Here is a 22,393-nt window from a genome sequence, read left to right on the forward strand (position 1 = left end):
GAGCGTGTGCCATGTCACGACGGACGGAATGGCGAGAAGGATATTCCGATCAGGCTTCTCTTGTTAAGGGCAGTCGGGTAGATTTGGGGTCATTTATGCCCGTCAGACACAACTGTAGTCTTGACATCGATCGCCGGCGGATCCGCGGAAGATTTCGCGCGGTCCGTTCGTTTCGAACGGACTAGGTTAGAAGGCCAATTATTAAATGACCATCGGAAACATCGTCCGAACCCGTCCCGTCCCGGTCCTGTACGGACTGATGATTGCCTCTCTCGTGGCATTGCTGCCGCTTCCGCCACTTTTGCAGAATCAGGCCTACCATCAGTTCGCCGACCAGCGCGAATTGTTCGGTATCCCGAACTTCTGGAATGTTGTTTCAAATCTGCCATTCATCGCGGTAGGAGCAGTCGGTTTGTTGCGATTTCATCGCGATGCGACGACCACGGTGCTTTTTACCGGAATATTTCTGACCGGCTTTGGCTCGTCCTACTATCATCTGGATCCGAACGACAGCACCCTGTTTTGGGATCGGCTGCCCATGACCATCTGCTTCGCCGCTATCCTTTCCGCTGTCGTCGAGGAGCGCGTCGATGCGAAAGCGGGCGCGATGCTGTTGCGACCGCTGCTGGCCATCGGCATTTTCAGCCTTTTGCTATGGCGTTGGACAGACGATTTGCGGCTTTATGCCTGGGCGCAGTTCTTTCCCTTTCTCACCTTGGTCCTGATCCTCTCGCTGTTTTCGCCGAAATATACCGGCACACGCTATTGGGTGATCGCCGCAGCCCTGTATGCGCTCGCCAAATTGCTCGAATACCTTGACGAGAAAATCTTCTCGTTCGGCGAAATTGTGAGCGGACATACGCTTAAGCACCTCGCCGCAGCCGCCGCCAGCTTCGCAATCCTTAGACTTTTACAGACCCGCCGACCGATCACGCCATAATTTGTCGGCTCAGAGTCGGGTCATTCGCGTCGATCTGACGCCTCACGGAACACCTCCGGTCTGCGCCGATGAACGGACATTCTCAGCGTCGATCGGCACTTCGGTTTCGGGCCAACATCAGACAAATCGCTACTGCTTCCAACGCGTGATCGTGACGGTGTCGCCGATCTCGAACGACGTCAGGTCTTCGCCCACTTCGAGCGGCCCGTCGTAGCTCTCACGCGTCTGCTTGACCAGATCGTCCAGCGTCGCTTCCGGCACCTTCTCGTTGCTCAGAAAAACGAGATGGGTGTAAACGGCGAGTTTCGGCTTAGCCTGCATGAACACGCGCCCGCAGTCTTTAGGACTGGTGTGGTGCGCGATGATGGCCTGAGCAAACTGACTAGTCATCAATTCCGGCCGCGCCAACGCCACCTCGTGCACGAGCAAGTCGACGCCGGTGCCGTACTTGATCACGTTCGTGTTGTAGCGCGTGTCGCCGGATATCACAGCCGAATGCCCCTTGTAATCAATACGGTATCCGAAGGCTGGCTTGATCACGTCGCCATGATCGACCTCGAAAGCCGTCACTTTCACACCATCCTTCTCATAGACGACGCCGTCCTTGTCGAACTCATCGACAGCGATGGCGATGCCCTGCGGCGGGAGCTTTTCATCGACGGTGCGGATGGCGATATCGCCACTGTAAGCCGTTTCGAGGTTGGTCATCAGGTTTTTGGCACCGGTCGGGCCTACAACGTGGAAGGGCGCCGCGCGGCGGCCGTACCCTGATCCGAGCCATCCGGTAAGCCAGACATCCGGAATGCCAGAGACGTGGTCCGAGTGGAAGTGCGTGAGGAACAATACGTCGATCTTACCGATCGGCACCTTGATCTGTCCCATATGGATCGGCACGCCGCGCCCGGCGTAGTACCTGCCCGCCGACCTCGACGAGAGTGCTTGGTCCAAAGCGCGTGGGACGCGGCGAAGGCGAGGCGGTGCCCAGTAATGTCACCTTGAAGTCGCTTTCAGCCCTTGCATCGGTTGAAACGGCTGACCCAGATACCAAACAAAAAAGCAAAAACAATGACCATCCCGATTTCATTCTTCCCCCCTAAACGCCGCCTCTCGAGAAAGCCTTGCAAAATCTCCTAGCATTTCGCGCGCCATCAGTGCGTGAAAAATGGAAACAGCGGGCTCAGCGAGGGTCGGGCCCCATGTCCGCATTGGGTCTTGGTTGCGTGCCGTTTTCACGCAGCCAGGGTCAACAGGCGCCGTCCTGACCGCCGCTAGTGACGTCCGGTCTGCCGCAACAACCGGACGATTTCAGAGCCGGTCCGGGCTTCGCGTTCGGGCCAACAGGAGACTTACCCTCGCTGGTTTACCATTGAGAGCCGACATCATGGCCTCAAAACTGCGCCCTACGGTTTAGGTTGGCTCACTATGACAGTGTCGCCGATTTCGAAGGACATTAGGTCCACACCAACCTGCAACGGACCGTCATAGGTTTCGCGCGTTCCCGCCACGATGTCATCAACGGTTGCCGGTGGTATCGCACTGCCGCGGAGAAAGGTCAGATGCGAATAGACGGCTAGTTTCGGCTTAGCTAACGAAAACACCTGTCCAGCTTCTCGGGGATTGGTGTGGTGGGCCATGACGCGCCGGTTGTAGTCACTACTTGACAGCAGTTCAGGTCGCGCAATGCAGACCTCGTGAATGAGCAGGTCGACGCCGGTGCTATATTTTATGACGTTTTTATTATAGCGGGTGTCGCCCGAAATCACTACTGCGCGACCTTTGTACTCGATACGGTAGCCCACGGCAGGCTTGATGGCTTCGCCGTGATCGACTGTGAAAGCAATCACTTTGACCCCATCCTTGTCATAGACGATGCCGTCCTTCTCGAACTCCTCCACGACCGTTGCGATGCCCTCGGGCGGCAGCTTTTCGTCCTCCAACCGGATTTTGATGTCGAGAGCGTAAGCACGTTCTAGGTTATCCATCATCGACTTGGCGCCGACCGGGCCAATCAGCCGGAATGGCTCCTTCCGGCTCATCCCCAGCCAGCCCGTGAGCCATAGATCGGGGATGCCCAATGTGTGGTCCGAATGATAATGGGTAAGGAAGAGCGCATCGATCTTGGTCATGATCATGCCCGTGCCCTTCGTCGCGCTGATCTGCCGCAAACGGATAGTAGCGCCCCGCCCAGCATCAAAAAGCAGTTTCTGATTTCCCGCTTCTACGAGCGTGCTTGGGCCGAACCGGTCCAGAAGGGGGACCGGAGTGCCGGTGCCGAGTAACGTGACCTTGAAATCACTGTCAGCTTTGGTCTGCGTACTGACCGTCGCGCCAAGCAGGAGGGCCAACAATCCGACGAATGAGGCTAACGCCTTGGACATGATCGCAACCTTCCGTTGGTGATTAAAGCAAGAGCCTCATCTTTAATTGTGGGGCAGTCAATGTCCGTGAGGGGAAGCGGCGGTAGACGCAAGCTAGGCTTGGCGTCGCGTCTGCCACTGACAGCGGACATGGCAGAGCGTTAAGCGACCTTCGGCTAAGGGCACAACAGCGGACATCCGAAAACGTGACAGCCTGCGCCTCAAGGAGGATCACCTTGCTCGGGTGCCGCACGCGCCATGAGGACGCTGCCAATGGCGTGAACGACGCCGAAACCCAGACGAATGAGGATCATCTGATGTGTCTCGCCCAGTCGTCTCACGTTCTTGTTCTTTCGCTTGTTCCGCATCTAACGAGCTATGGCATGGCGCAGGTAACTGCATCGAAATTTGACGCCGTGCTTGCTGGCATGGCCACTGCGGCGGCGTTCGCCCGGTTCGGTTACGGGAGCGGCGGGTTCGAAAGGCTGCGCCTGAGCAAGACCGGCTCCCAGAAGAATCGGGCGGCTTCGGACGTCGCCTCGTGCCGGCAAATTCCGATGTCTTTGAGGTATTCAGCTTTGTGCCTGAGGTCGGCAAGAAGCTCCGCTCTGAAGCGGGCGCGTTGGTACCAGGTAACGAACAGCGCGAGGGGCGCCAAACCGCGCAGATGAAAATCCCTTGTGGGGAGAATGGTGTCGGAGATGCCCATTTGGGACTTCGCCTGGGGCGCATTCACCGCCTCAGAAAATGCCGCGTGCGTCATCGCTGACTTCCTCCATCGGGCGGCAAAAGACGAAAGAGATCGCGTGATGACCTCTTGACCTTGTCGTGGGCAGCTTCACCCCAATCGAGAACTTGATCGTCTTGTTTGGTCAATGCGATCTCTTGGTTGATGGCCGTTGTGAAGCCGGAGTGCAAAGGGATCAGTCAGGGAGCGCTGACGCCCGGCATCGGACCGGTCGGGCGGATCGACACCTTGGCCGGTGGCCGCTGCGCGAAAGCTGCGAAGGAAATCAGAAATGTGCATGCTAGGACGATGAAAGAGACGGGACGCCGTCGCCTCTCCGGCTGGTCGCCGCCAGGCTTCTCAAGCCGGCGCGCGCCCGTTGTTGTGCGCATCGGTGTTCTCCCGATGACGTTACGGGAGAGGATCTGTCTTCCCAGTACCCTTGCTGAATATTGCGCCACGCGAGGCTTCTGAGAACTACCTAGAAAGGTGGTTCGCTGTGCTTTATGTATGCCCGCGCCGGCCGGCGAGCGCACCCGCCCGTCGCTCTCTGCGCTCTGGCTTGGCCAGCTGGATAACGAACTGAAGCCGCAGTCCGGCGATGACACCTTTGAGTTTTAGGATGGCATCCATCGCTGTATACCCAGCCTCCCGAACGTCAGCTAAGGGTTCAGAAGCCGCCAACGCGCACCATGTCGCGATTGGTCCGCTCAGGGACAAGCAACGGAAGTCGGCGGCCCTGTTCGGCGACTTCGCTCGCCAATTGCCGAAGCGGACTTGCCGTCTGGAAGTCATGTAGAGATGATTGGGATCGCAGCGCCACTCTCAACGCTGCTCTCGCGCAAGGCGAATACCTTCGACCCGAATCGCATAGTCCTCGGGCCGCAACCAGGGCGGCCTATGCTGCCAACGTTGAAGCTGCTCCACCGATTGCGGGGGAACACGTTCGAGTGCTTCGCGCGCCTCGTCGGAACGCCCGAGATAAGCGAGTGACGCGGCGATGTATTGGTAAGTGCCGGCGTAACCCGGACGCAGGCGAACAACTTGACGTAATGTCTGCAGCGCAGCGACGTAGTCCTGTGAAAAAAACTGCAAAATCCCACACCGGGCTAGCCAAAGCCAAATCAGGGGATCGTGTGGGCTGGCACGCATTGCCTGCTGCAGCCTTTCGAGCGCTTCCTCTCGATAGCCGCCAAACCCGAGCACACAACCATGCATGCTAATGACAAAGGCACTGTTTGGATTGAGAGCAACTGCGTCGCGCGTTTCCGCGATCGCCGCCTCCCATTCGCCACCCCACATCATCATGTGCGCCAGCACAGCATGCGCCATCGCATCCTTGTCGTCGAGAAATACCGCGATTTGCGCTTCTTCACGCGCGGCTTCCTGAACCTCCAGGAAGGGGCGAGTCGAGAAGTGCCAGATCTCCCACTGCAGGGCCAGCGCATATCCATAGTGGCCGGGAGCAAAATTCGGATCGAGCGCGATAGCCTGGCTGAAGAAGCCCAGGGCGGCTTTGTTCTCTTCCGGTCGGTACTTGTGGAAATGCCAAAGGCCGCGCTGATAGGCTTCCCACGCGTCAAGCCGTTCCGGCGGTTTGCGCCGCACGCGCTCTTGCTCGGCGGCAGCCAATGCCGGCTCGATAACCGCGGCGACGCTCGCGGCGATTTCATCCTGCAGGTTGAAAATGTCGCTAAGTTCGCGGTCGTAGCGCTCGGCCCACAGATGCGCGCCTGTAAGCGCATCGATCAACTGTCCCGTGATCCGTATTCGGTTGCCAGCTTTGCGCACCGAGCCCTCGAGCACGTAGCGAACGCCTAGCTCGCGCCCAGCCTGCTTCACATCTACGGCATGCCCTTTGTAGATGAAGCTCGAATTGCGGGCGATCACAAAAAGCCACCGGATACGCGAGAGCGCGGTGGTGATTTCGTCCACCATGCCATCTGCAAAATATTCCTGCTCGGGATCGCCGCTCAAGTTCTCGAACGGCAGCACGGCGATGGAGGGCCTGTCGGGAACAGCGAGAGCGCTCTCGGCTGCCGCTTGGCCGGGATTTAAGCCCGTAACTTCTCGCGTTTCCCTTACCTGTCCGACGAAGCGGAATCCCTTGCGCGGCAATGTCTTGATCAGGCGCTGCTCCTCCCCGGAATCCCCGATTGCGCTTCGAGCCGCATTCAAACGGGTCGTAAGCGCGGCGTCCGATACGGCACGACGCTTCCAAATGGCATCGATGAGTTCGTCTTTGCTGACGACGTATCCTCTGTTGCGGATTAGGTAATCAAGGAGGTCGAATGTCTGCGGCGCGATGGAGACGACGGACGCCCCGCGATGCAACTCGCGCAGGTCGGTGTCGAATACGTAACTTTCAAAGAAATACCGCAAGGTACGAAACCCTTGGGTGACGGCGCCCGCTCACCGGGTGCGCTTTGGTCCGCTCGAAATCGCAAGAATAGGCTGCCGATGCGGTCAGCTGCCGTCAAGCTCGCGGATCGCAGATATTTCAATCCGAGAAGATACGAATGCCGGCTATCGATTGCCACCAGGGCCCAACTCGATGAGCGGCAGCATTGTTGACTAATCGAAGGTCCTGCCCATAGGCGAGACGTCTGCTGCAAGTCAAAATGCGAAGACCTCAACGTGAGCAAATCTGGTCCGCTGTACCCCGCTAAGCGGACCTCAGCGAGACGCTGCCGCCACTTCGCCGACGGGCCAGAAGGCGACATTCCCTGCTGGCCTCATAAGACCCCGCTATGACAGAGAGGCCACCATTCTGAGGGCGGCCTCTGCTGCGTGCGTGAATTGGTCAGTTCTTGTAGCCCATACTGCTACAGACCGCGTATTGATAGTTGGGGTTTGCACCTTGCGCCCATAACCCTTGTTTGCATTCCACGTACGTCCTGGCCTTGGCTGGCGCAAACGCCCTTATATCCGGGTCAAGCACTTTGGCATGCGCACCCGAGTGAAATATCTCTGTCGATGGAGTGTTCGGCCTCGTAGTTTTCTTCACGGCGTTGGCGGGTGCATTCGACAAGATGGCGACAGCTAAGCCCACAAGGAACAGCGAGGAAAATCTCATAGTAATGTCCTCCGCAACTCCACCTCGAAGTGGGCGACTATTCAAGAGAGCTACAAGCAGTGGTAGCGTCGATCAAACATAACAACCTTATTCCCGAAGGGCAATGGACGGGATTGAAGTGCGGCAGACAAGTCAGCTTCGGGTCAAAAGCGGCGGTCGGCCCAACGCGCCATAAACGTCGCGTCTCTCCCCGATAGCGGACGTGACGGCGGCTCTTGCGGTGTTCGGCTTAGGGGCCACGAACGGACATTCGGCACGCTTCCCAGTCGCTCGAAAACGCGGTCATATGGCGTCCGGGGACACTTGGCGTTTTGGGGCGAGGGTGTCCGCTTGCACGGGGAGAATACGCGTGAAGGAACTCGCTGGAAGGACTGTGTTCGTGACCGGTGCAGCGTCAGGCATTGGACTGGGGATCGCAACCGCCTTCGCCCAAGCGGGGGCGAAAGTCATGCTTTGCGACATTGAAGAAGCGGCTCTGTCCGCAGCGCTCAAGCAGCTGAGGCTCACCAACGTCGATGTCGACGGCGTGAAAGCGGACGTTTCACTGAAAGCCGAACTCGTGGCGGCCGCTGAAGCCACGACTGCCCGCTATGGCAAGGTGCATATCCTCGTCAACAACGCGGGCGTCGGCGGCGGTGGGCCTTATGGCGCCTGGACCGAGGCGTCGTGGAACTGGACCATGGGCGTCAACCTGATGGCGACCATTTGGGGGATCGAGATTTTCGGGCCGTTGATCGAGCAGCATGACGAGGGTGGACACATCGTCTCCACAGCCTCGATCGCTGGCCTTATTTCAGGGGAGAGCAATGCATACAACGTCACCAAGTATGGCGTTGTCGCGCTGTCCGAGGGCCTGCGGCGTGAACTCGCGCCCCGAGGGATTGGCGTATCGGTGTTGTGTCCAGGGGTCATCCGCACTCAAATCATGAACTCAAGACGCAATCTGCCCAAGCGCTTCGAGGGAGCGCTCCCTGTCTTGCCGACTTCGGGCCCACGTGCCGAGCGGATCAATATGCTCCGGGAACGCATCACTCAGGGCATAGAACCCAACTATGTCGGTGAACTCGTCCGCGAAGGCGTCGAAAAGGACTTGCCTTATATCTTCACCGATCTCGAATTTGAGCCGATGATCGAAGCGCGCTTCGCCGCAATCAAGCAAGGCTTTGACCACATCCGCGGGCGCACCCCGAAACGTTGAGCGCAGCCCTTCCACCCAGCCTTAGCTGCTAAAACGAATATTCGGATAGGGCTGAAACCGGCTTCAAAACCGTTGCGCAGTGGACCGCCAATCTCTCAGTTGGGTCACAAGCGGCCGTCGAGGCGATGCTGGATTGCCGTCGGGTTTGCCTCTTAAAGACGACATGACACGGGTTCAAGCGACCTTCGGCTAAGGGCCGAGAGCGGAAGTCCGAGCTATTCGATCACTTCGTCTGCGCGGGTGAGAATGGAAGGCGGGATATCGATACCGAGTTGTTTCGCCGTCTTGAGATTGATCACCAGCTCAAACTTGGTGGGCTGCACAACCGGAAGTTCGGAAGGCTTCTCGCCTTTAAGGATGCGACCGACATAGACACCTGCTTGACGCCATGTGTCTGACAGGTTGGGTCCGTAACAGAAAAGCCCACCAGCAGCGACGTCCTCGCGCCCAACACCGATCGAAGGTATCCCTTGGAGGAGCCCTTTTTTGACATGCAGAAATCGGCCGCTGAAGCCGAATAGGGGATCGGTACTGGTGAGAAACGCCCCCACCTTCAACCGGCTCATCGTCGCGATAGCCTCGTCGAACTCGCTCTCGCTTACGGCGGTTACAATACTGAGGTTCAAACCCAATACATTAGCTGCCGCGTTGGCTTCGTTGATCTGCACCTCAGCGAGCGTCCCTTTCGGGTTCACGAGTAGTGCGACATCTGAAACGTGAGGTAGGATTTCCCGTAGCAGACCCATCTTCTTTGACGTGAGCGCTGTCCCAATGAAGGTCGCGCCAGTGACATTTCCCCCGGGCCGATTGAGGCTCGCAACAAGGCCATCGCTGACCGGATCGCCACCATAGGCAAAGACAATCGGAATAGTTGACGTGGCCATTTTAGCCGCGCGCGCCGGAACCGGTGATCCGGTCGCAAAAATGACGGAGACCCGGCCCTTCACAAGCTCCGCCGCAAGCGCCGGTAAGCGGTCGAATTGGTTCTCCGCTGAACGGCGCACTACGGTCAGGTTACGACCTTCGACGTAGCCGCCCTCCTCAAGACCCGCGCGAAAGGGCTTCATTGCCCAATCGGCCATTTCACTTGAACTGAGCAGTCCCAAGGTCGGCTGTTGCTGTGATTGCGCCACGGCTGGCCATGCCGCCGACATGCTGATCAGTGCGATAAATTCGCGCCGCTTCATTTTCCACCCGTCCCGATGTTCTCGAAACAGTAGGCAATTTTCGACACAGGTCCAAGCGGTTGAATGTCGGCATTGGGTCAAAACCGGCGGTCGGCCCAACGACCCATAACGTCGGGTCTCCCCCGGATAGCGGACGTGACGGCGGCTCTTGCGGTGTTCGGCTTAGGGCCAACAAGCGACATCGCCTTACCTCACCCGATCATTTAGAATGTTGCAAATGCTGGACGATCGGCGGCCACCCAAGGAATTGGCAGCTTGCGGTATCTGTTCGAGGAATACACATTAGACATCGGCTTGCGCGAGCTGCAGCGCGGGGTCGACGTTGTCTCCGTCACGCCACAGGTTTTTGACCTACTCGATTACCTGATCCGCAACAGGGAGCGCGTCGTTACCAAGGACGAGCTTATCAACGCCGTTTGGAATGGACGCGTGGTTTCCGATGCTGCGCTGACGACCCGCCTGAATGCCGCTCGGAGCGCAATCGGCGACACGGGCGAGAAGCAGCGTCTAATAAAAACATTGCCGCGTAAAGGCTTCCGCTTCGTTGGCACAGTGCGGGAATCGCAAAGGCCGGTATTTGCGTCAGTCGGCTCGGCGCAAAGCGGCAAAACGGCGCAATCGTCACCTTCGCCACCTCGTCTCTCCATAGTTGTACTGCCCTTTGCCAACCTCAGCAGCGATCCCGAGCAAGACTATTTCGTCGATGGTGTAACCGAGAACTTAACAACGGACTTGTCGCGCATCGGCGGTTTGTTCGTAATCGCCCGAAACAGTGCGTTCTCGTACAAGGGCAAAGCAATCGACGTACGGCAAGTCGGCCGCGAGTTGAACGTCCGCTACGTGCTTGAAGGTTCGATGCAGTGCAGCGGCAAGCGGCTTCGAGTGAACGTGCAGCTCATCGATGCCGAAAGCCGCAAACATCTTTGGGCCGAGCGCTTCGAAAAGCCTGTCGCCGATCTTTTCGATATGCAGGACGAAATCGTATCGAGGATCGCCCACTCGTTAGGCGCCCAACTCGTTGTAGCCGAGGCACAACAATCGGAGCGTTCGCCGCATCCCGATGCGATAGACCTGTGCTTTCAGGGAACTGCTTGCTTCTACAAGGGGCCGACGACCCGTGAGCACTTTACCCAAGCGCGCGGCTTTTTTGAACGTGCCTTGGCGATCGATCCCCGAGGTATCGGAGCGATCGGAGCGATGATTGGCATGGCAAACATCGATCTGACAATGGCAGCCGACCTGTTAACGGACGAACGAGCCGCGCTTCTTTCGGCAGCCGAAGCGAACGCGATCAAAGCACTTTCACTAGCCCCCGACGTTGCAGGGGCACACATGATCCTGGCTCTCATCTACATTGTAACAAACCGCGCTGCGCAAGGGATTGCCGAATGCGAGCAAGCATTAACGCTCAATCGCAATCTTGCCTATGCTCATGGCGCTATTGGTTTAGCCAAACTCTATATGGGTCGCCCCACCGAGACTGAAGGCCATGTGCTCGAGGCTTTCCGTTTGTCCCCTCGCGATATCGGTGCCTACCGGTTGATGCGTTTTGTGGGCGTGGCCAAGTTACAGCTTGGCGCGGATGGCGAAGCCGTCGATTGGCTACGACGAAGCATTGAGGCCAACCGCACTCATCCTCTCGCCCATTTTTCGCTCGCCGCCGCCTTGGGCTTGCTCGGCGCGCTGGATGAGGCGCAAACCGCTGCGAAAGCGGGATTTGCGCTCAACCCAGGCTTTACCATCCGCCGCTTGCGCGCCGCCAAAATAAGCGACAATCCGATTTATCTCGCTGGACAGGAGCGCCTCTGTGAGGGCATGCGCATAGCCGGGGTGCCGGAAGGGTGATGTCGGACATGGGTCAATCGCGTCGTTTTTACAGTCGACCAGCTACTTCCGGTCTAACCTCAACTTCGGACATGTCGCCGCACTGCGCCAACTGACGCGATGGGCCATACGCAGACATTTGCTCGTTCAATGACTTTGTCGGCGCACGGGAATATCGTCGGTGGCGCGTTGAGCCGAGTGCCAGGGCAGTCCTTGAGGCGGATGGCACTCCAAGGATGAGACCCGACCAGCGACGACTTATACCGGACGGCAACCTGCGGCACGTGAACGACGGCACCGTCGCGGACCAAAACGACTTGCTCCGCGACGGTGGCGGATCATGTGGCCTTAGTCGTCGTCATCTTCGGATTCGATACGACGTTCAATCGTATCTCGTATTCCACGCATGGCCACGACCGTTACGAAAGCCATCCTCTTCTTCTGATCCTGGCTTAGCGTCTTGTAGAGTGGCTCCCACGCATCGGCTTCCTTCTTGAGGTCGGCCGCACGTTGACTCAGTGCCTCCGCCCGACGTTGCATGAGTTCGACCGCATTCTGTCCGCGAAGAACTTCCGTTGGGCTGCTATCGCGTAGTTCCGCGACCCGTTCCAGCCGGGCTTGTCGGTTCTTCGCTCGGGCGCGGATGGCCTCCTCTAGGGCCGGCCAGTATTTTTCCTGCTCCGGCGTCAGCTGCAAGGCAGCCTTGATCATGCCGACACGCGCATCCGTCAAGGCGTTCAGGTCGGCGCCAGTAATAGGATGCCGCATTCCTACAGTGGAAGACGTCTCCGCTGCGTAGGCAAGAGTTGATGCTGTTATGAGAACTGCAGTCGCTGCAGCTATTTTCTTGATCATCATCGCAAACTCCTTGGGTCTCGTGTCGTTCGCCCCCAAGGAGAAGGGCATAGGGGTCCATAAGTAGGTTGATTTAGGTCAAGTAGACGCTCACGCGGCGGTGAGTTCCGTCGGGTGTCGCGCAGGTCAAAGGAAGCCCGCGCCTAGAGGCTTAGGGTAACCGTCAATGCCCGCTTCGGGTCACAAGCTGTCCTTATTGCCGGCCGTCGCTATTGTCTGCTGAGGGTCAGAAGGCGACCTTCCGGTTTCACATTCCGATCTGTCGCGCCATGATTGCATTAAAGTGTCGTCGTCGGGCTTCTCGTTTGCGCCAATATCGAATCGATCCGCGAATTCATGTCCTGGCTGACGAGCACCGACTTGTTTCCGCGGAAGCTCTATTTTCTGTCCAAGCTGCCAGCGGACATCGATATCGCAGAGAGCGCTGCGGTCGTGATTATGGCGCTGGCCCTGTCTTTCCTTGCGACGCTCTACCCGTCATGGCGCGCCGCGCGGCTTGATCCTGTAGAAGCTCTGCGGCAGCGAGGCTAGTCGTGGCTTATGGGCCGTAGCGCATCTCTGAAAGCGACTGGGCAACGTCGGATGCTGACTAACCTGACTTGGTACGGTGCCTCTCAAACGCGGCACTGAGTTCAGCCAGTTCGTCGTGTGTTGCTCCCAGCTCCGCGTCTGCCCCGATTTGCCGGCAAGTCCATGTAAGATCGGTTGATTGAACTGGCCCGCCGTGAAGTCATACCTCCGGCCTCCGATCCGATTGTAGAAATGGTCGCCGGCCGGCACAGGCGTCTTCAGCAAGTCGCCGCCAAAGAGGTCATGAATAAAGCAGCGACGTGACGTTGCATTGCCCAGCTGCGGGATTGTTCGCCGTCCATTGGCTGGCCGTCGACAACGACCATGCCTTGCGCAGCGCGTTTTGAACGTCATCGGGATCGAAGTTCATCGTCCCTTCCAAATATCGGCGCCGAGATGCGAGTTTCGGATTAAGCGATTATCGCTTCTTGCCACTGTTTTGCCCGACGAGTCAAACGCTCATAGGTCGGATCGCCGACGTCGCCGCGAATGCGGCCGGCAGGGCTGAGCCCAACTCCATCCACGCGTCGTTGCGAGCGCAGCGAAGCAATCCAGAATCTTTCCGCGAGGGACTCTGGATTGCTTCGCTGCGCTCGCAATGACGACGTAGAAGCAGACGTGCGCCGAATGACGATGTCATTCCGGATGCTCGCCGTCAGGCTGATCGTCGCGCTAGCGCCGGCTGCGCGATGATTGCCGCTTCCCGCCGATTTGCCCCGACCTGTCAAACTGTTGGCCGCATCCACAGGGCTACGCGCCCTCATCCCACCTCTACTGTGCATGGGGTTGTTTTTCACATTTTTGTTGGACCCCGATGCCCCGCCAAAGAAAAGCCCGGCCTCGCGAAGGAGGCCGGGCTCGGTCGTCTTGCGACTTGCTCGAAGATCAGCCGCGGGTGCGCGAGCGGATCATGAAGCTGTCGTAGGTGTATTCGGCGACCTGCCACCACAGATATTCGTCGGAGCGGTAGGCCTGCATGGCGTCGATCGACTTCTTGAAGTCGGCGTTCTTGGCCGAAATCTCGCCCCACAGTTCGTTGGTCGACTTGAGGCAGGCCTCCAGCACTTCGTTGGTGAAGGGACGGAGCTGGGTGCCGCCGGCAACCAGACGCTTCAGCGCGCCGGGGTTCTGCATGTCGTAACGCGCGGCCATCCAGGTGTTGGCGTTGGCCATCGCATTGGTGAGGATCGCCTGGTAGTTCTTGGGCAGCGAATTCCACTTGTCCAGATTGGTGAAGGAATGCACCATCGGACCGCCTTCCCAGAAGCCCGGATAGTAGTAGTACTTCGCGACCTTGGCGAAGCCGAGCTTCTCGTCATCGTACGGGCCGACCCACTCGGCGGCGTCGATGGTGCCCTTTTCCAGCGCCGGATAGATGTCGCCGCCGGCGAGCTGCTGCGGCACCACGCCGACCTTCTGGAGCACCTGGCCGGCGATGCCGCCGATGCGCATCTTGAGGCCGGACAGATCCGCAACGGTCTTGATCTCCTTGCGGAACCAGCCGCCCATCTGAGTGCCGGTGTTGCCGCAGGGGAAGCCGATCACGTTCGATTTCTTGAAGAACTCGTTGCCGAGCTGCTCGCCGCCGCCCTGGTACCACCAGGAGTTCTGCTGGCGCGCGTTGAGGCCGAACGGCACCGACGCGTAGATCGCCCAGGTCGGATCCTTGCCGACGTAGTAGTAGGACACGGTGTGGCACATCTCGACGGTGCCGTTCGAGGTCGCATCGAGCGCCTGCAGGCCGGGGACGATTTCGCCGGCCGCGAACACCTGGATCTGGAACTTGTTGTCGGTCATCTCGGCGACGTACTTCGCCACCTGCTCGCCGGCGCCATAGATGGTGTCGAGCGACTTCGGGAAGCTCGACGTCATGCGCCATTTGATCTCGGGCGAGGACTGCGCAATCGCCGGCGAGGCCACCGCGGCGGTCGCCGCCGCGCCTGCTGCCGACACTTTCAGAAAATCACGACGCTTCATCTTCTGCTCTCTCCTTGTTGGGGCGTTTCCCCTAACTTCCTCATTTGCCGCCGCTCATTCCGGCGACGCGTTTTGGTCGCGTCGAACCGTTGGGGCTTGACTGCCGTGGGCCTTTAACACGGAAGCCCCGCGCGCGGAACGCGACAATGGCATGACAGGGCTCGACGAAAGTCGCATGTTCCCGGAAGACCGGCTCAGGATGCGGCGACGACGCCTTTGAGCTGGTCCCGGACCTGTCCCGCAATGGCGCGATAGATCGCCGCATGGGGGCCGTCCGGCTCGCTGTCGACCACCGGGCTACCGGCATCCGATGAGGCGCGAATCGCCATGTGCAGCGGGATCTCGCCCAGGAACGGGACGCCGAGCTTCTCGGCCTCGTGGCGCGCCCCGCCATGGCCGAAGATGTCGGATTTCGTGCCGCAATGCGGGCACTGGAAATAGCTCATATTCTCGACGATGCCGAGCACGGGCACGTTGACCTTCCTGAACATCGCAAGGCCGCGCCGCGCGTCGATCAGGGACAGGTCCTGCGGGGTCGAGATGATGACGGCGCCCTTCAGCGGCACGTTCTGCGCCAGCGTGAGCTGGGCATCGCCGGTGCCTGGCGGCATGTCGACGACGAGCACGTCGAGCTTGCCCCATGCGACGTCGCGCAGCATCTGCGTCACCGCCGACATCACCATCGGACCGCGCCAGATCATCGCGGTCTCTTCCTCGACGAGGAAGCCGATCGACATGATGGCGAGGCCGAAGCGCTTGAGCGGGATCATCTTGCGCTCGCCGTCCAGCTCCGGCTTCTCGTGCAGGCCCGTCAGGCGCGGCACCGAGGGGCCGTAGATGTCGGCATCGAGCAGTCCGACCTTGAGGCCGAGGTCGCGCAGGCCGAGTGCCAGATTGAGCGCGGTGGTCGACTTGCCGACGCCGCCCTTGCCCGAGGCCACGGCGATCACAGCAGCGACGCCCGGAATCTCGGACTGCCGCGCCATCGGCGATTGGCCGCCCTGCGGCGGCTTGTGGGCATGGACCGGCTGCACGCCAGGCGTGCCGCGGCTCGGTGTTGGCGGGGGCGGCGGCGCGGCGCCGGCCTTGCGTTCGGCGGTCAGCGCCACCATCACGGTGGTGACGCCGGGAATGGCGCGCACGGCGGCTTCGGCCTCAGCGCGGACGGATTCCCAGGCCCGCGCCTCGGCGGCATCGACATTGATCGAGAAGAACACGTTGCCGTCAGCAGCGCTGATCGCGCTCAGCACATTGGCATTGGTGAGCGCGACCCCGCGCGGCGACTTGATCCGGCCGAGGCTGTCGAGAACCTGTTGCTGCGTCACGCTCAAAGCGCATCTCCTGGAGTAGAGCATGATCCGGAAAAGTGTGGGCGGTTTTCCGATAAGATCATGCTCAAGGCTTGAGGATGCCCCATTAGAGCGGAAACGGCCAAAAGGCTACTGCCTGCCGATATCGTCAGCCATCTCGGTGGGTGCGGCCCCCTGCTCCGCGGCCGCCTCGTAATTGAGCTCGATCATGACGCCATTGGGGTCATGGACGAAGATCTGCCAGAGGTCACCGCCGGGCACCTGGCGGGAGTCGAATTTCATGCCCTTGGAGGCGAGCCGCCGCTTCATGCCCTCGAACCCACAGCTGACGAAGGCGACGTGATGGACGACGCCGGAATCCGGCTTTTGCGGCTCCGAGGTCGGGGAAATATCGACGAGGTGCACCACCGGCTTGCCCTCGCTGTACATCCAGGCCCCCGGGAAGGCGAAATTCGGCCGGGCGCCTTTTTCCAGGCCCAGCACGTCCTCGTAGAAGCGGACAGTCTCGGCCAGATTCCGGGTCCGGATGTTGAAATGATCGAGGACGCCAACGCTTACGCCGCCCATGCTTTTCGCTCCCTTTTTTTGAAGTCCTTTGGCCCGCTATCCTAGCACAGGCTGGGGCCGAACGAAGCCGTTGCCCTCTGCCCTCAAGGGTTTATGGTGCGCCCCTAATCCGCCCTCATAGCGGAACCGGGCGGCCCTCGCCCGGCAAGAACCGTAACACCCAAACTACGGACAAGGTACCACACATGGCTAAAGTCGCTTTCCTCGGTCTCGGCGTGATGGGCTTCCCCATGGCCGGACACCTCGTGAAAAAAGGGGGCCATGAGGTCACCGTCTACAACCGCACCGCGGCCAAGGCGAAGGAGTGGGCAGACAAGTTCGGCGGCAAGACCGCGGCGACCCCGAGGGCTGCAGCCGAGGGCCAGGATTTCGTGATGTGCTGCGTCGGCAACGACAACGATCTGCGCGCGGTCACGATCGGTGCCGACGGCGCCTTCGCCGGCATGAAGAAGGGTGCGACCTTCGTCGACCATACCACGGCGTCTGCCGAAGTCGCCCGCGAGCTCGATGCGGCCGCGACCAAGGCCGGTTTCAAGTTCATCGACGCCCCGGTCTCCGGCGGCCAGGCCGGCGCCGAGAACGGCGTCCTGACGGTGATGTGCGGCGGCGCACAGGATGCCTATGCCGGCGCCGAGCCGATCATCACAGGCGCCTATGCGCGGATGTGCAAATTGCTCGGGCCCGCCGGCTCCGGCCAACTGACCAAAATGGTCAACCAGATCTGCATCGCAGGCCTCGTGCAGGGTCTCTCTGAGGGCATCCATTTCGCCAAAAAGAGCGGCCTCGACGTCGCCGCAGTGATCGAGACCATCTCCAAGGGTGCCGCGCAGTCCTGGCAGATGGAGAACCGCTACAAGACCATGAACGACGACAAGTACGATTTCGGCTTCGCGGTCGAATGGATGCGCAAGGACCTCTCGATCTCGCTGGCCGAAGCCCGTCGCAACGGCGCCAATCTGCCGGTGACCGCGCTGGTCGACCAGTTCTACGCCGAGGTCGAGAAGATGGGCGGCAAGCGCTGGGATACGTCGAGCCTGCTCGCGCGCCTCAATCGCTGACTCCTGACGAACTGCCCCCGCCTTGCTGATCGCGCTCGCCGCCATATTCGTTCTGGCCTATGCGGCGATCGCGCTGGAGCATCCGATCGGGGTCAATAAGAGCGCGTCCGCGCTGCTTAGCGCGGGCTTGCTCTGGACCATCTACGCAACTGCGACGGGCGACCACGCGCTGGTCGGCCGTCAGCTCGACGCCTCCGTCGTCTCTACCGCCCAGATCGTGTTCTTCCTGATCGGCGCAATGACCATCGTCGAGGTGATCGACGCCCATGACGGTTTTGAGGTCATCACCTCCCGCATCAGCACGACGAGCCAGGTCAAGCTGATGTGGCTGGTCGGGTTCGTGGCGTTCTTCCTCAGCGCGATCCTGGACAATCTGACGACCACCATCGTCATGATCTCGCTGGTGCAGCGGCTGATCGCCCGGCGCGACGACCGCCTGCTGTTCGCCTCCCTCATCGTCATCGCCGCAAATGCCGGCGGCGCGTGGACCGTGATGGGCGATGTCACCACGACCATGCTGTGGATCGGGGGACAGATCACGCCATTGAACATCATGCGCGCGGTGTTCCTGCCCTCTCTCGTCAATCTGCTGGTGCCACTCGCCTTCATCAGCCTTGCGCTGAAAGGCAAGACCATCGCAGCCCCGCCGCGAGACAACGGATTGCTGGCCGTCGACCGGTTCGAACGCAATCTGATGTTCTATCTCGGGCTCGGCGTGCTGATCGCGGTGCCCGCCTTCAAGACGGTCACGCATCTGCCGCCGTTCATGGGCGTGCTGCTCGGGCTCGGCATCGTCTGGCTGGTCGGCGAGATCGTCCACCACGACAAGGACGAGCATGTCCGCCGTCCGCTCTCGCTGGCGCACGCGTTGACGCGGATCGACATGGGTTCGATCGTGTTCTTTGTCGGCATTCTGCTCGCGGTCGCCTGCCTCGAACATGCCGGCCTGCTCGCCATGCTGGCCAAATGGCTGGATTCCACGCTCGGCCGCCAGGACATCATCGTGGTCGTGCTCGGGCTCTTCAGCGCCATCATCGACAACGTGCCGCTGGTCGCCGCGACCATGGGCATGTACGACCTCGCGCATTATCCACCCGACAGCTTCCTCTGGCAGTTCGTCGCCTATTGCGTCGGCACTGGCGGGTCGATCCTGATCATCGGCTCGGCCGCAGGCGTCGCCGCCATGGGCCTCGAGCGGATCGAGTTCCTCTGGTACGCCCGCCGCATCGCGGTTCCAGCGCTCGCCGGCTATCTGGCTGGCGCGGTGGTCTATGTCGCGCAGCACGCGGCACTGCACTGAGCGGCACGCACGCGTACAAAATTAACGCCGGGTTAACGTAATTCTTTAGCTCCTTAAGTCACCTCTTAAGGATTTCTTGCCAGAGATAGACAATGCAGAGGCCCGCGTCCGACGCGGGCAGGAATCGTTGTTGCTTGATGAGTAACCCCGCTGAAAAGCCTGAAGTCGTGCAGCTTCCGGCCGAGCCGGTCAGCGCTCCGTCGGCGAGCAGCCGACGGGCTGCGGCGCAGCGGGTGCGCGAGGCGCGTGATAAGTTAACGTCGACCAGCGGAACCCGGCCGGCTTTCGACGCCGAGCTGCTGCGCCAATATGCCCAGACCCGGCTGTCGGCCTCTTATGTCGTGATGCTGCTGGTGGTCGCGACCGGCCTGCTGTTCGGACTGTGGATGCAGCCGATCCCGGCCGCGGCCTGGACCGCCGGCATGCTCTGCATCCACGGCGCAATGGTCCGCAGCTGCCAGCGCTTCCTGACCGAGCCCGCCTCGCCCACCGCGACGCGGGCCTGGCGGACACGCTTCGTCGTGCTCGACCTGCTCTATGGCCTGTGCTGGATGGCGATCCTGATCCATCCCGTGCTCGACATGGTCACGGAAACGCTGATGATGTTCTTGATGCTGCTGGTGATCGCAGTGTCGAGCATGCTCGCCGCCAATCTGCCGATCGCAGCGCTTGCAGCCACCGCGCCAGTTGCAGTCGCCATGGCGTTGAGCTTTGCAATGAGCGGATCTCTCGACAATTACATCCTGGCCGCGCTTGCGCTGGCGGCCGAAGGCTATTTCGTGCTGCTGGCGCATCGACTGCACTCTTCTACCTTCGCCACGCTCGAAGCGCGCGCGGAGAAGGACGCACTGATCGGCGAGCTCGAACAGGCCAAGGCGATCTCGGACGAGGCCCGCCACCGCGCCGAATCCGCCAACGTCGCCAAATCGCGCTTCCTCGCGCAGATGAGCCACGAGCTGCGCACGCCGCTGAACGCGATCCTCGGCTTCTCCGAGGTGATGAAGAGCGAGATTTTTGGTGCGCATGCCGTGCCGGTTTACAAGGAATATTCCGGCGACATCCACAATTCCGGCGTCCACCTGCTCAACCTCATCAACGAGATTCTCGATCTGTCGCGGATCGAGGCGGGCCGCTACGAATTGAACGAGGAAGCGGTGTCGCTGGTCGGCATCGTCGCCGACTGCCATCATTTGATGAAGCTGCGCGCCTCGAGCCGCGGCATCACCATCCACGAAGTGTTCGAGCAGGCCATGCCGCGGCTCTGGGCCGACGAGCGCGCGATCCGCCAGGTCGTACTCAATCTGCTCTCCAACTCGATCAAGTTCACCCCGCAGGGCGGCGAGATCTGGCTCAAGGCCGGCTGGACCGCCTCGGGCGGACAATATCTCTCGGTGAGAGATTCCGGCTCCGGCATCCCCGAGGACGAGATCCCGGTCGTGCTCGCCTCGTTCGGCCAGGGCTCCAACTCGATCAAATCGGCCGAACAGGGCGCGGGCCTCGGCCTGCCCATCGCAAAGAACCTGATCGACCTGCATGGCGGCACGTTCACGCTGAAATCGAAGCTGCGCATCGGCACCGAGGTGATCGTCACCTTCCCGCCGGAGCGCGTGATGAGCGCGCTGGCGCCGCTGTCAGAGGATGCGCCGCCGCTCCAGCCGGACAGTTTGACCGTGCCCGACGAGAAGCGGCGGCCGCGCCACAAGCCGATCATGAGCGCAGGCACGGGTTATTAAACACATGCTTGCAGACATGCCCGACAATCCCTCACTATGCCAGAATGAGCAAAGAAACACCGTGCGTCGCCGTCTGTATGATCGATCCCAAGACCAAGCTGTGTTTCGGCTGCGGCCGCACCTTGCCGGAGATCGCGCGCTGGCACGCCATGGAGAGCGCGGAACGGCTCGCGCTGATGGCGCTGCTGCCGACACGCATGACGGACGCCGGCTTGCAGCCGATTGCCGGATCGGCGCGGCGCGCCTGACCGGCCTGCGCGCCTTCGGAGGCGCGCGATGATCCGCTTCCTGCTCGTTCTGATCATGCTCGCCGCCACCGCCGGTGCCGTTGTCGCCTATGGCGATCCCGATCAGATCGCGCGCGCCAGCCACACAGTCTCGCATATGTTCCGCGGACAGACCGCATCCCCTATCCCCGCCGTACAGATTCAACGCGGCCAGGGCGGCGAATTCGCGCTGCGTGCCAAGATCAACGGCATCGCCGCGCCGATGGTGATCGACACCGGCGCCACCTCGGTGGTGCTGACCTGGGAGACCGCAAAGGCGATCGGGCTGCCGCTCGAGATGCTCGAATATGACGTCGACCTCGAGACCGCCGGCGGCCACACCAAGGCGGCGCGGCTGACGATCGATCGTCTTGCCGTCGGACACCTCGTCGAGAAGTCGGTGCCGGCCCTCGTCGTGCAGCGCGGCCAGATGAAGACCAATCTGCTTGGCATGAGCTTCCTCGATCGCCTGGAGAGCTGGGGCGTACGCTCGGACAAGCTGATGCTCACGGGCTACCCGGAGCTGCAAACGAGCCACCGCCGCTCGCGCACCGCGGTCGATTGAGCCGCAGAGCGCGACGGCGCTCTTCACCCGCGCGCACGCCACCTCAGTCGGATATCCAGCCCTAGCACCGCGACGCCGCGAACGGATGCCAAGTGTGGCATTTCCGCTATTTATAAACCGCCTAGTCGGTTTATAAATTAGTTTTTCCCGGATCGGGGTTGGACACGCGCTGCTCCCTGACGGAGGCGGCCAAGTGGGAGATCGAGAATCATGACTGCGAGAGCCGCCTTACACCGCGCGATGTGCGCCCTGCCCTTTGCGACGGCGCTCGCCGCCGGCGGCGCCAGCGCTGCGGATTTGTCGCCACGCTATGCGGCGCCCGCGTATTCGGCGCCGCAGCCGGTCTATTCCTGGACCGGCCTCTACGCCGGCCTCAACGCGGGCTACGCCACGAGCTCAGATGACGCCTTCAACAACCTCGCAGGCTTGAGCGGCGGCAAGATCAAGGGCGCCGTCGGCGGCGCGCAGATCGGCTACAATTACCAGCTCTCGCCGATGTTCGTGGTCGGCATCGAGAACGATTTCGAGGGCGGCGACCTGAAGAACCACGACGCCATTAATAGCGCCGCGGTGAGCCTTCCCTGGTACATGAGCGGCCGCGCCCGGGCCGGCATCGCGACGATGGATTCACGCCTGCTGTTCTTCGACACCGCGGGACTTGCCACCGGCGAATTGAAGGACGTCGGCCTCAACAAGATCAAGATGGGCTGGACCGCAGGCGGCGGCGGCGAATGGGCGTTCCTGCCAAAATGGTCGGTCAAGGCCGAGTATCTCTATACTGAGTTCAAGCACGATAATCTGCCGGACTGGAATGCCGCGAAATTCCACAGCTTCCGCGTCGGCGTGAACTATCATTTCGACCTGTTTCGCTGAGACACCAATC

Annotated in this window: 21 protein-coding genes and 1 pseudogene; 10 read left to right on the forward strand and 12 right to left on the reverse strand. The window is 60.6% G+C overall.

Annotated features, from left to right (window positions below):
- The first annotated feature begins 205 nt into the window (after positions 1-205).
- The gene (locus ACPPVR_RS27445) at positions 206-940 is read left to right on the forward strand and encodes a ceramidase domain-containing protein (RefSeq protein WP_426609683.1); all 735 of its coding nucleotides are present in this window, start codon (positions 206-208) and stop codon (positions 938-940) included.
- A 129-nt stretch (positions 941-1,069) separates the two neighbouring features.
- Here ACPPVR_RS27445 and ACPPVR_RS27450 read toward each other — a convergent pair whose 3' ends face one another.
- The 5 genes from ACPPVR_RS27450 to ACPPVR_RS27470 all read right to left on the reverse strand — a co-directional run bounded on the left by ACPPVR_RS27450 (position 1,070) and on the right by ACPPVR_RS27470 (position 6,406).
- Positions 1,070-1,822 (reverse strand): MBL fold metallo-hydrolase, encoded by a 753-nt coding sequence (locus ACPPVR_RS27450; protein ID WP_426609684.1) that lies wholly within the window; start codon positions 1,820-1,822, stop codon positions 1,070-1,072.
- Positions 1,823-2,340: 518 nt separating this feature from the next.
- Positions 2,341-3,318 (reverse strand): MBL fold metallo-hydrolase, encoded by a 978-nt coding sequence (locus ACPPVR_RS27455; protein ID WP_426609685.1) that lies wholly within the window; start codon positions 3,316-3,318, stop codon positions 2,341-2,343.
- Positions 3,319-3,757: 439 nt separating this feature from the next.
- Positions 3,758-4,060 (reverse strand): hypothetical protein, encoded by a 303-nt coding sequence (locus tag ACPPVR_RS27460; protein ID WP_426609686.1) that lies wholly within the window; start codon positions 4,058-4,060, stop codon positions 3,758-3,760.
- A 164-nt stretch (positions 4,061-4,224) separates the two neighbouring features.
- Positions 4,225-4,416, reverse strand: a complete 192-nt coding sequence (locus ACPPVR_RS27465) for a hypothetical protein (RefSeq protein WP_426609687.1) — start codon at positions 4,414-4,416, stop codon at positions 4,225-4,227.
- A gap of 433 nt (positions 4,417-4,849) precedes the next feature.
- Complete coding sequence (locus tag ACPPVR_RS27470) at positions 4,850-6,406, reverse strand: winged helix-turn-helix domain-containing tetratricopeptide repeat protein (RefSeq protein ID WP_426609688.1); 1,557 nt, start codon at positions 6,404-6,406, stop codon at positions 4,850-4,852.
- Positions 6,407-7,449: 1,043 nt separating this feature from the next.
- On the opposite strand from ACPPVR_RS27470, the gene ACPPVR_RS27475 reads away from it, so the two are divergent.
- On the forward strand, positions 7,450-8,298 hold the full coding sequence (locus tag ACPPVR_RS27475; protein WP_426609689.1) for an SDR family NAD(P)-dependent oxidoreductase: 849 nt from the start codon (positions 7,450-7,452) through the stop codon (positions 8,296-8,298).
- A 215-nt stretch (positions 8,299-8,513) separates the two neighbouring features.
- Here ACPPVR_RS27475 and ACPPVR_RS27480 read toward each other — a convergent pair whose 3' ends face one another.
- Complete coding sequence (locus ACPPVR_RS27480; protein WP_426609690.1) at positions 8,514-9,485, reverse strand: ABC transporter substrate-binding protein; 972 nt, start codon at positions 9,483-9,485, stop codon at positions 8,514-8,516.
- A 255-nt stretch (positions 9,486-9,740) separates the two neighbouring features.
- Here ACPPVR_RS27480 and ACPPVR_RS27485 point away from each other — a divergent pair, with 255 nt between their 5' ends.
- A complete protein-coding gene (locus ACPPVR_RS27485) occupies positions 9,741-11,330 on the forward strand; it encodes a winged helix-turn-helix domain-containing protein (RefSeq protein WP_426609691.1) in 1,590 nt (529 codons plus the stop codon).
- Between the two features lie 327 nt (positions 11,331-11,657).
- Here ACPPVR_RS27485 and ACPPVR_RS27490 read toward each other — a convergent pair whose 3' ends face one another.
- Positions 11,658-12,167 (reverse strand): Spy/CpxP family protein refolding chaperone, encoded by a 510-nt coding sequence (locus ACPPVR_RS27490; protein ID WP_426609692.1) that lies wholly within the window; start codon positions 12,165-12,167, stop codon positions 11,658-11,660.
- Between the two features lie 285 nt (positions 12,168-12,452).
- Between ACPPVR_RS27490 and ACPPVR_RS27495 the strand changes: the two are divergent.
- Positions 12,453-12,695 (forward strand): annotated as a pseudogene (locus ACPPVR_RS27495) (lipoprotein-releasing system transmembrane subunit LolC); the annotation flags it as partial.
- Here ACPPVR_RS27495 and ACPPVR_RS27500 read toward each other — a convergent pair.
- The 5 genes from ACPPVR_RS27500 to ACPPVR_RS27520 form a co-directional block, all read right to left on the reverse strand.
- Entirely contained in the window at positions 12,642-12,944 is a 303-nt protein-coding gene (locus tag ACPPVR_RS27500; protein WP_426616198.1) for a hypothetical protein, read from the reverse strand. The pseudogene ACPPVR_RS27495 and the gene ACPPVR_RS27500 sit on opposite strands and share 54 nt — an antisense overlap.
- Positions 12,945-12,975: 31 nt before the next feature.
- Complete coding sequence (locus ACPPVR_RS27505) at positions 12,976-13,104, reverse strand: YunG family protein (protein WP_426609693.1); 129 nt, start codon at positions 13,102-13,104, stop codon at positions 12,976-12,978.
- 515 nt (positions 13,105-13,619) lie between these two features.
- Entirely contained in the window at positions 13,620-14,711 is a 1,092-nt protein-coding gene (locus ACPPVR_RS27510; RefSeq protein WP_426609694.1) for a TRAP transporter substrate-binding protein, read from the reverse strand.
- 194 nt (positions 14,712-14,905) lie between these two features.
- A complete protein-coding gene (locus ACPPVR_RS27515; RefSeq protein WP_426609695.1) occupies positions 14,906-16,042 on the reverse strand; it encodes a P-loop NTPase in 1,137 nt (378 codons plus the stop codon).
- A gap of 108 nt (positions 16,043-16,150) precedes the next feature.
- A complete protein-coding gene (locus ACPPVR_RS27520; protein ID WP_426609696.1) occupies positions 16,151-16,588 on the reverse strand; it encodes a VOC family protein in 438 nt (145 codons plus the stop codon).
- A 185-nt stretch (positions 16,589-16,773) separates the two neighbouring features.
- On the opposite strand from ACPPVR_RS27520, the gene ACPPVR_RS27525 reads away from it, so the two are divergent.
- The 6 genes from ACPPVR_RS27525 (at position 16,774) to ACPPVR_RS27550 (ending at position 22,383) form a co-directional block, all read left to right on the forward strand.
- On the forward strand, positions 16,774-17,646 hold the full coding sequence (locus tag ACPPVR_RS27525; protein WP_426609697.1) for an NAD(P)-dependent oxidoreductase: 873 nt from the start codon (positions 16,774-16,776) through the stop codon (positions 17,644-17,646).
- Between the two features lie 22 nt (positions 17,647-17,668).
- The gene (gene nhaD / locus ACPPVR_RS27530; RefSeq protein WP_426609698.1) at positions 17,669-18,946 is read left to right on the forward strand and encodes a sodium:proton antiporter NhaD; all 1,278 of its coding nucleotides are present in this window, start codon (positions 17,669-17,671) and stop codon (positions 18,944-18,946) included.
- A 137-nt stretch (positions 18,947-19,083) separates the two neighbouring features.
- The gene (locus tag ACPPVR_RS27535) at positions 19,084-20,679 is read left to right on the forward strand and encodes a sensor histidine kinase (protein ID WP_426609699.1); all 1,596 of its coding nucleotides are present in this window, start codon (positions 19,084-19,086) and stop codon (positions 20,677-20,679) included.
- Positions 20,680-20,723: 44 nt separating this feature from the next.
- Entirely contained in the window at positions 20,724-20,927 is a 204-nt protein-coding gene (locus ACPPVR_RS27540) for a DUF1289 domain-containing protein (RefSeq protein WP_426609700.1), read from the forward strand.
- Positions 20,928-20,955: 28 nt separating this feature from the next.
- Positions 20,956-21,510, forward strand: a complete 555-nt coding sequence (locus ACPPVR_RS27545) for a TIGR02281 family clan AA aspartic protease (RefSeq protein ID WP_426609701.1) — start codon at positions 20,956-20,958, stop codon at positions 21,508-21,510.
- Positions 21,511-21,720: 210 nt separating this feature from the next.
- Positions 21,721-22,383 carry an outer membrane protein gene (locus ACPPVR_RS27550; RefSeq protein WP_426609702.1) on the forward strand — a complete coding sequence of 221 codons (663 nt, stop codon included), beginning with the start codon at positions 21,721-21,723 and terminating at the stop codon, positions 22,381-22,383.
- Positions 22,384-22,393: the final 10 nt, after the last annotated feature.

Source organism: Bradyrhizobium sp. McL0616, assembly GCF_049993385.1.
Classification (GTDB): domain Bacteria; phylum Pseudomonadota; class Alphaproteobacteria; order Rhizobiales; family Xanthobacteraceae; genus Bradyrhizobium.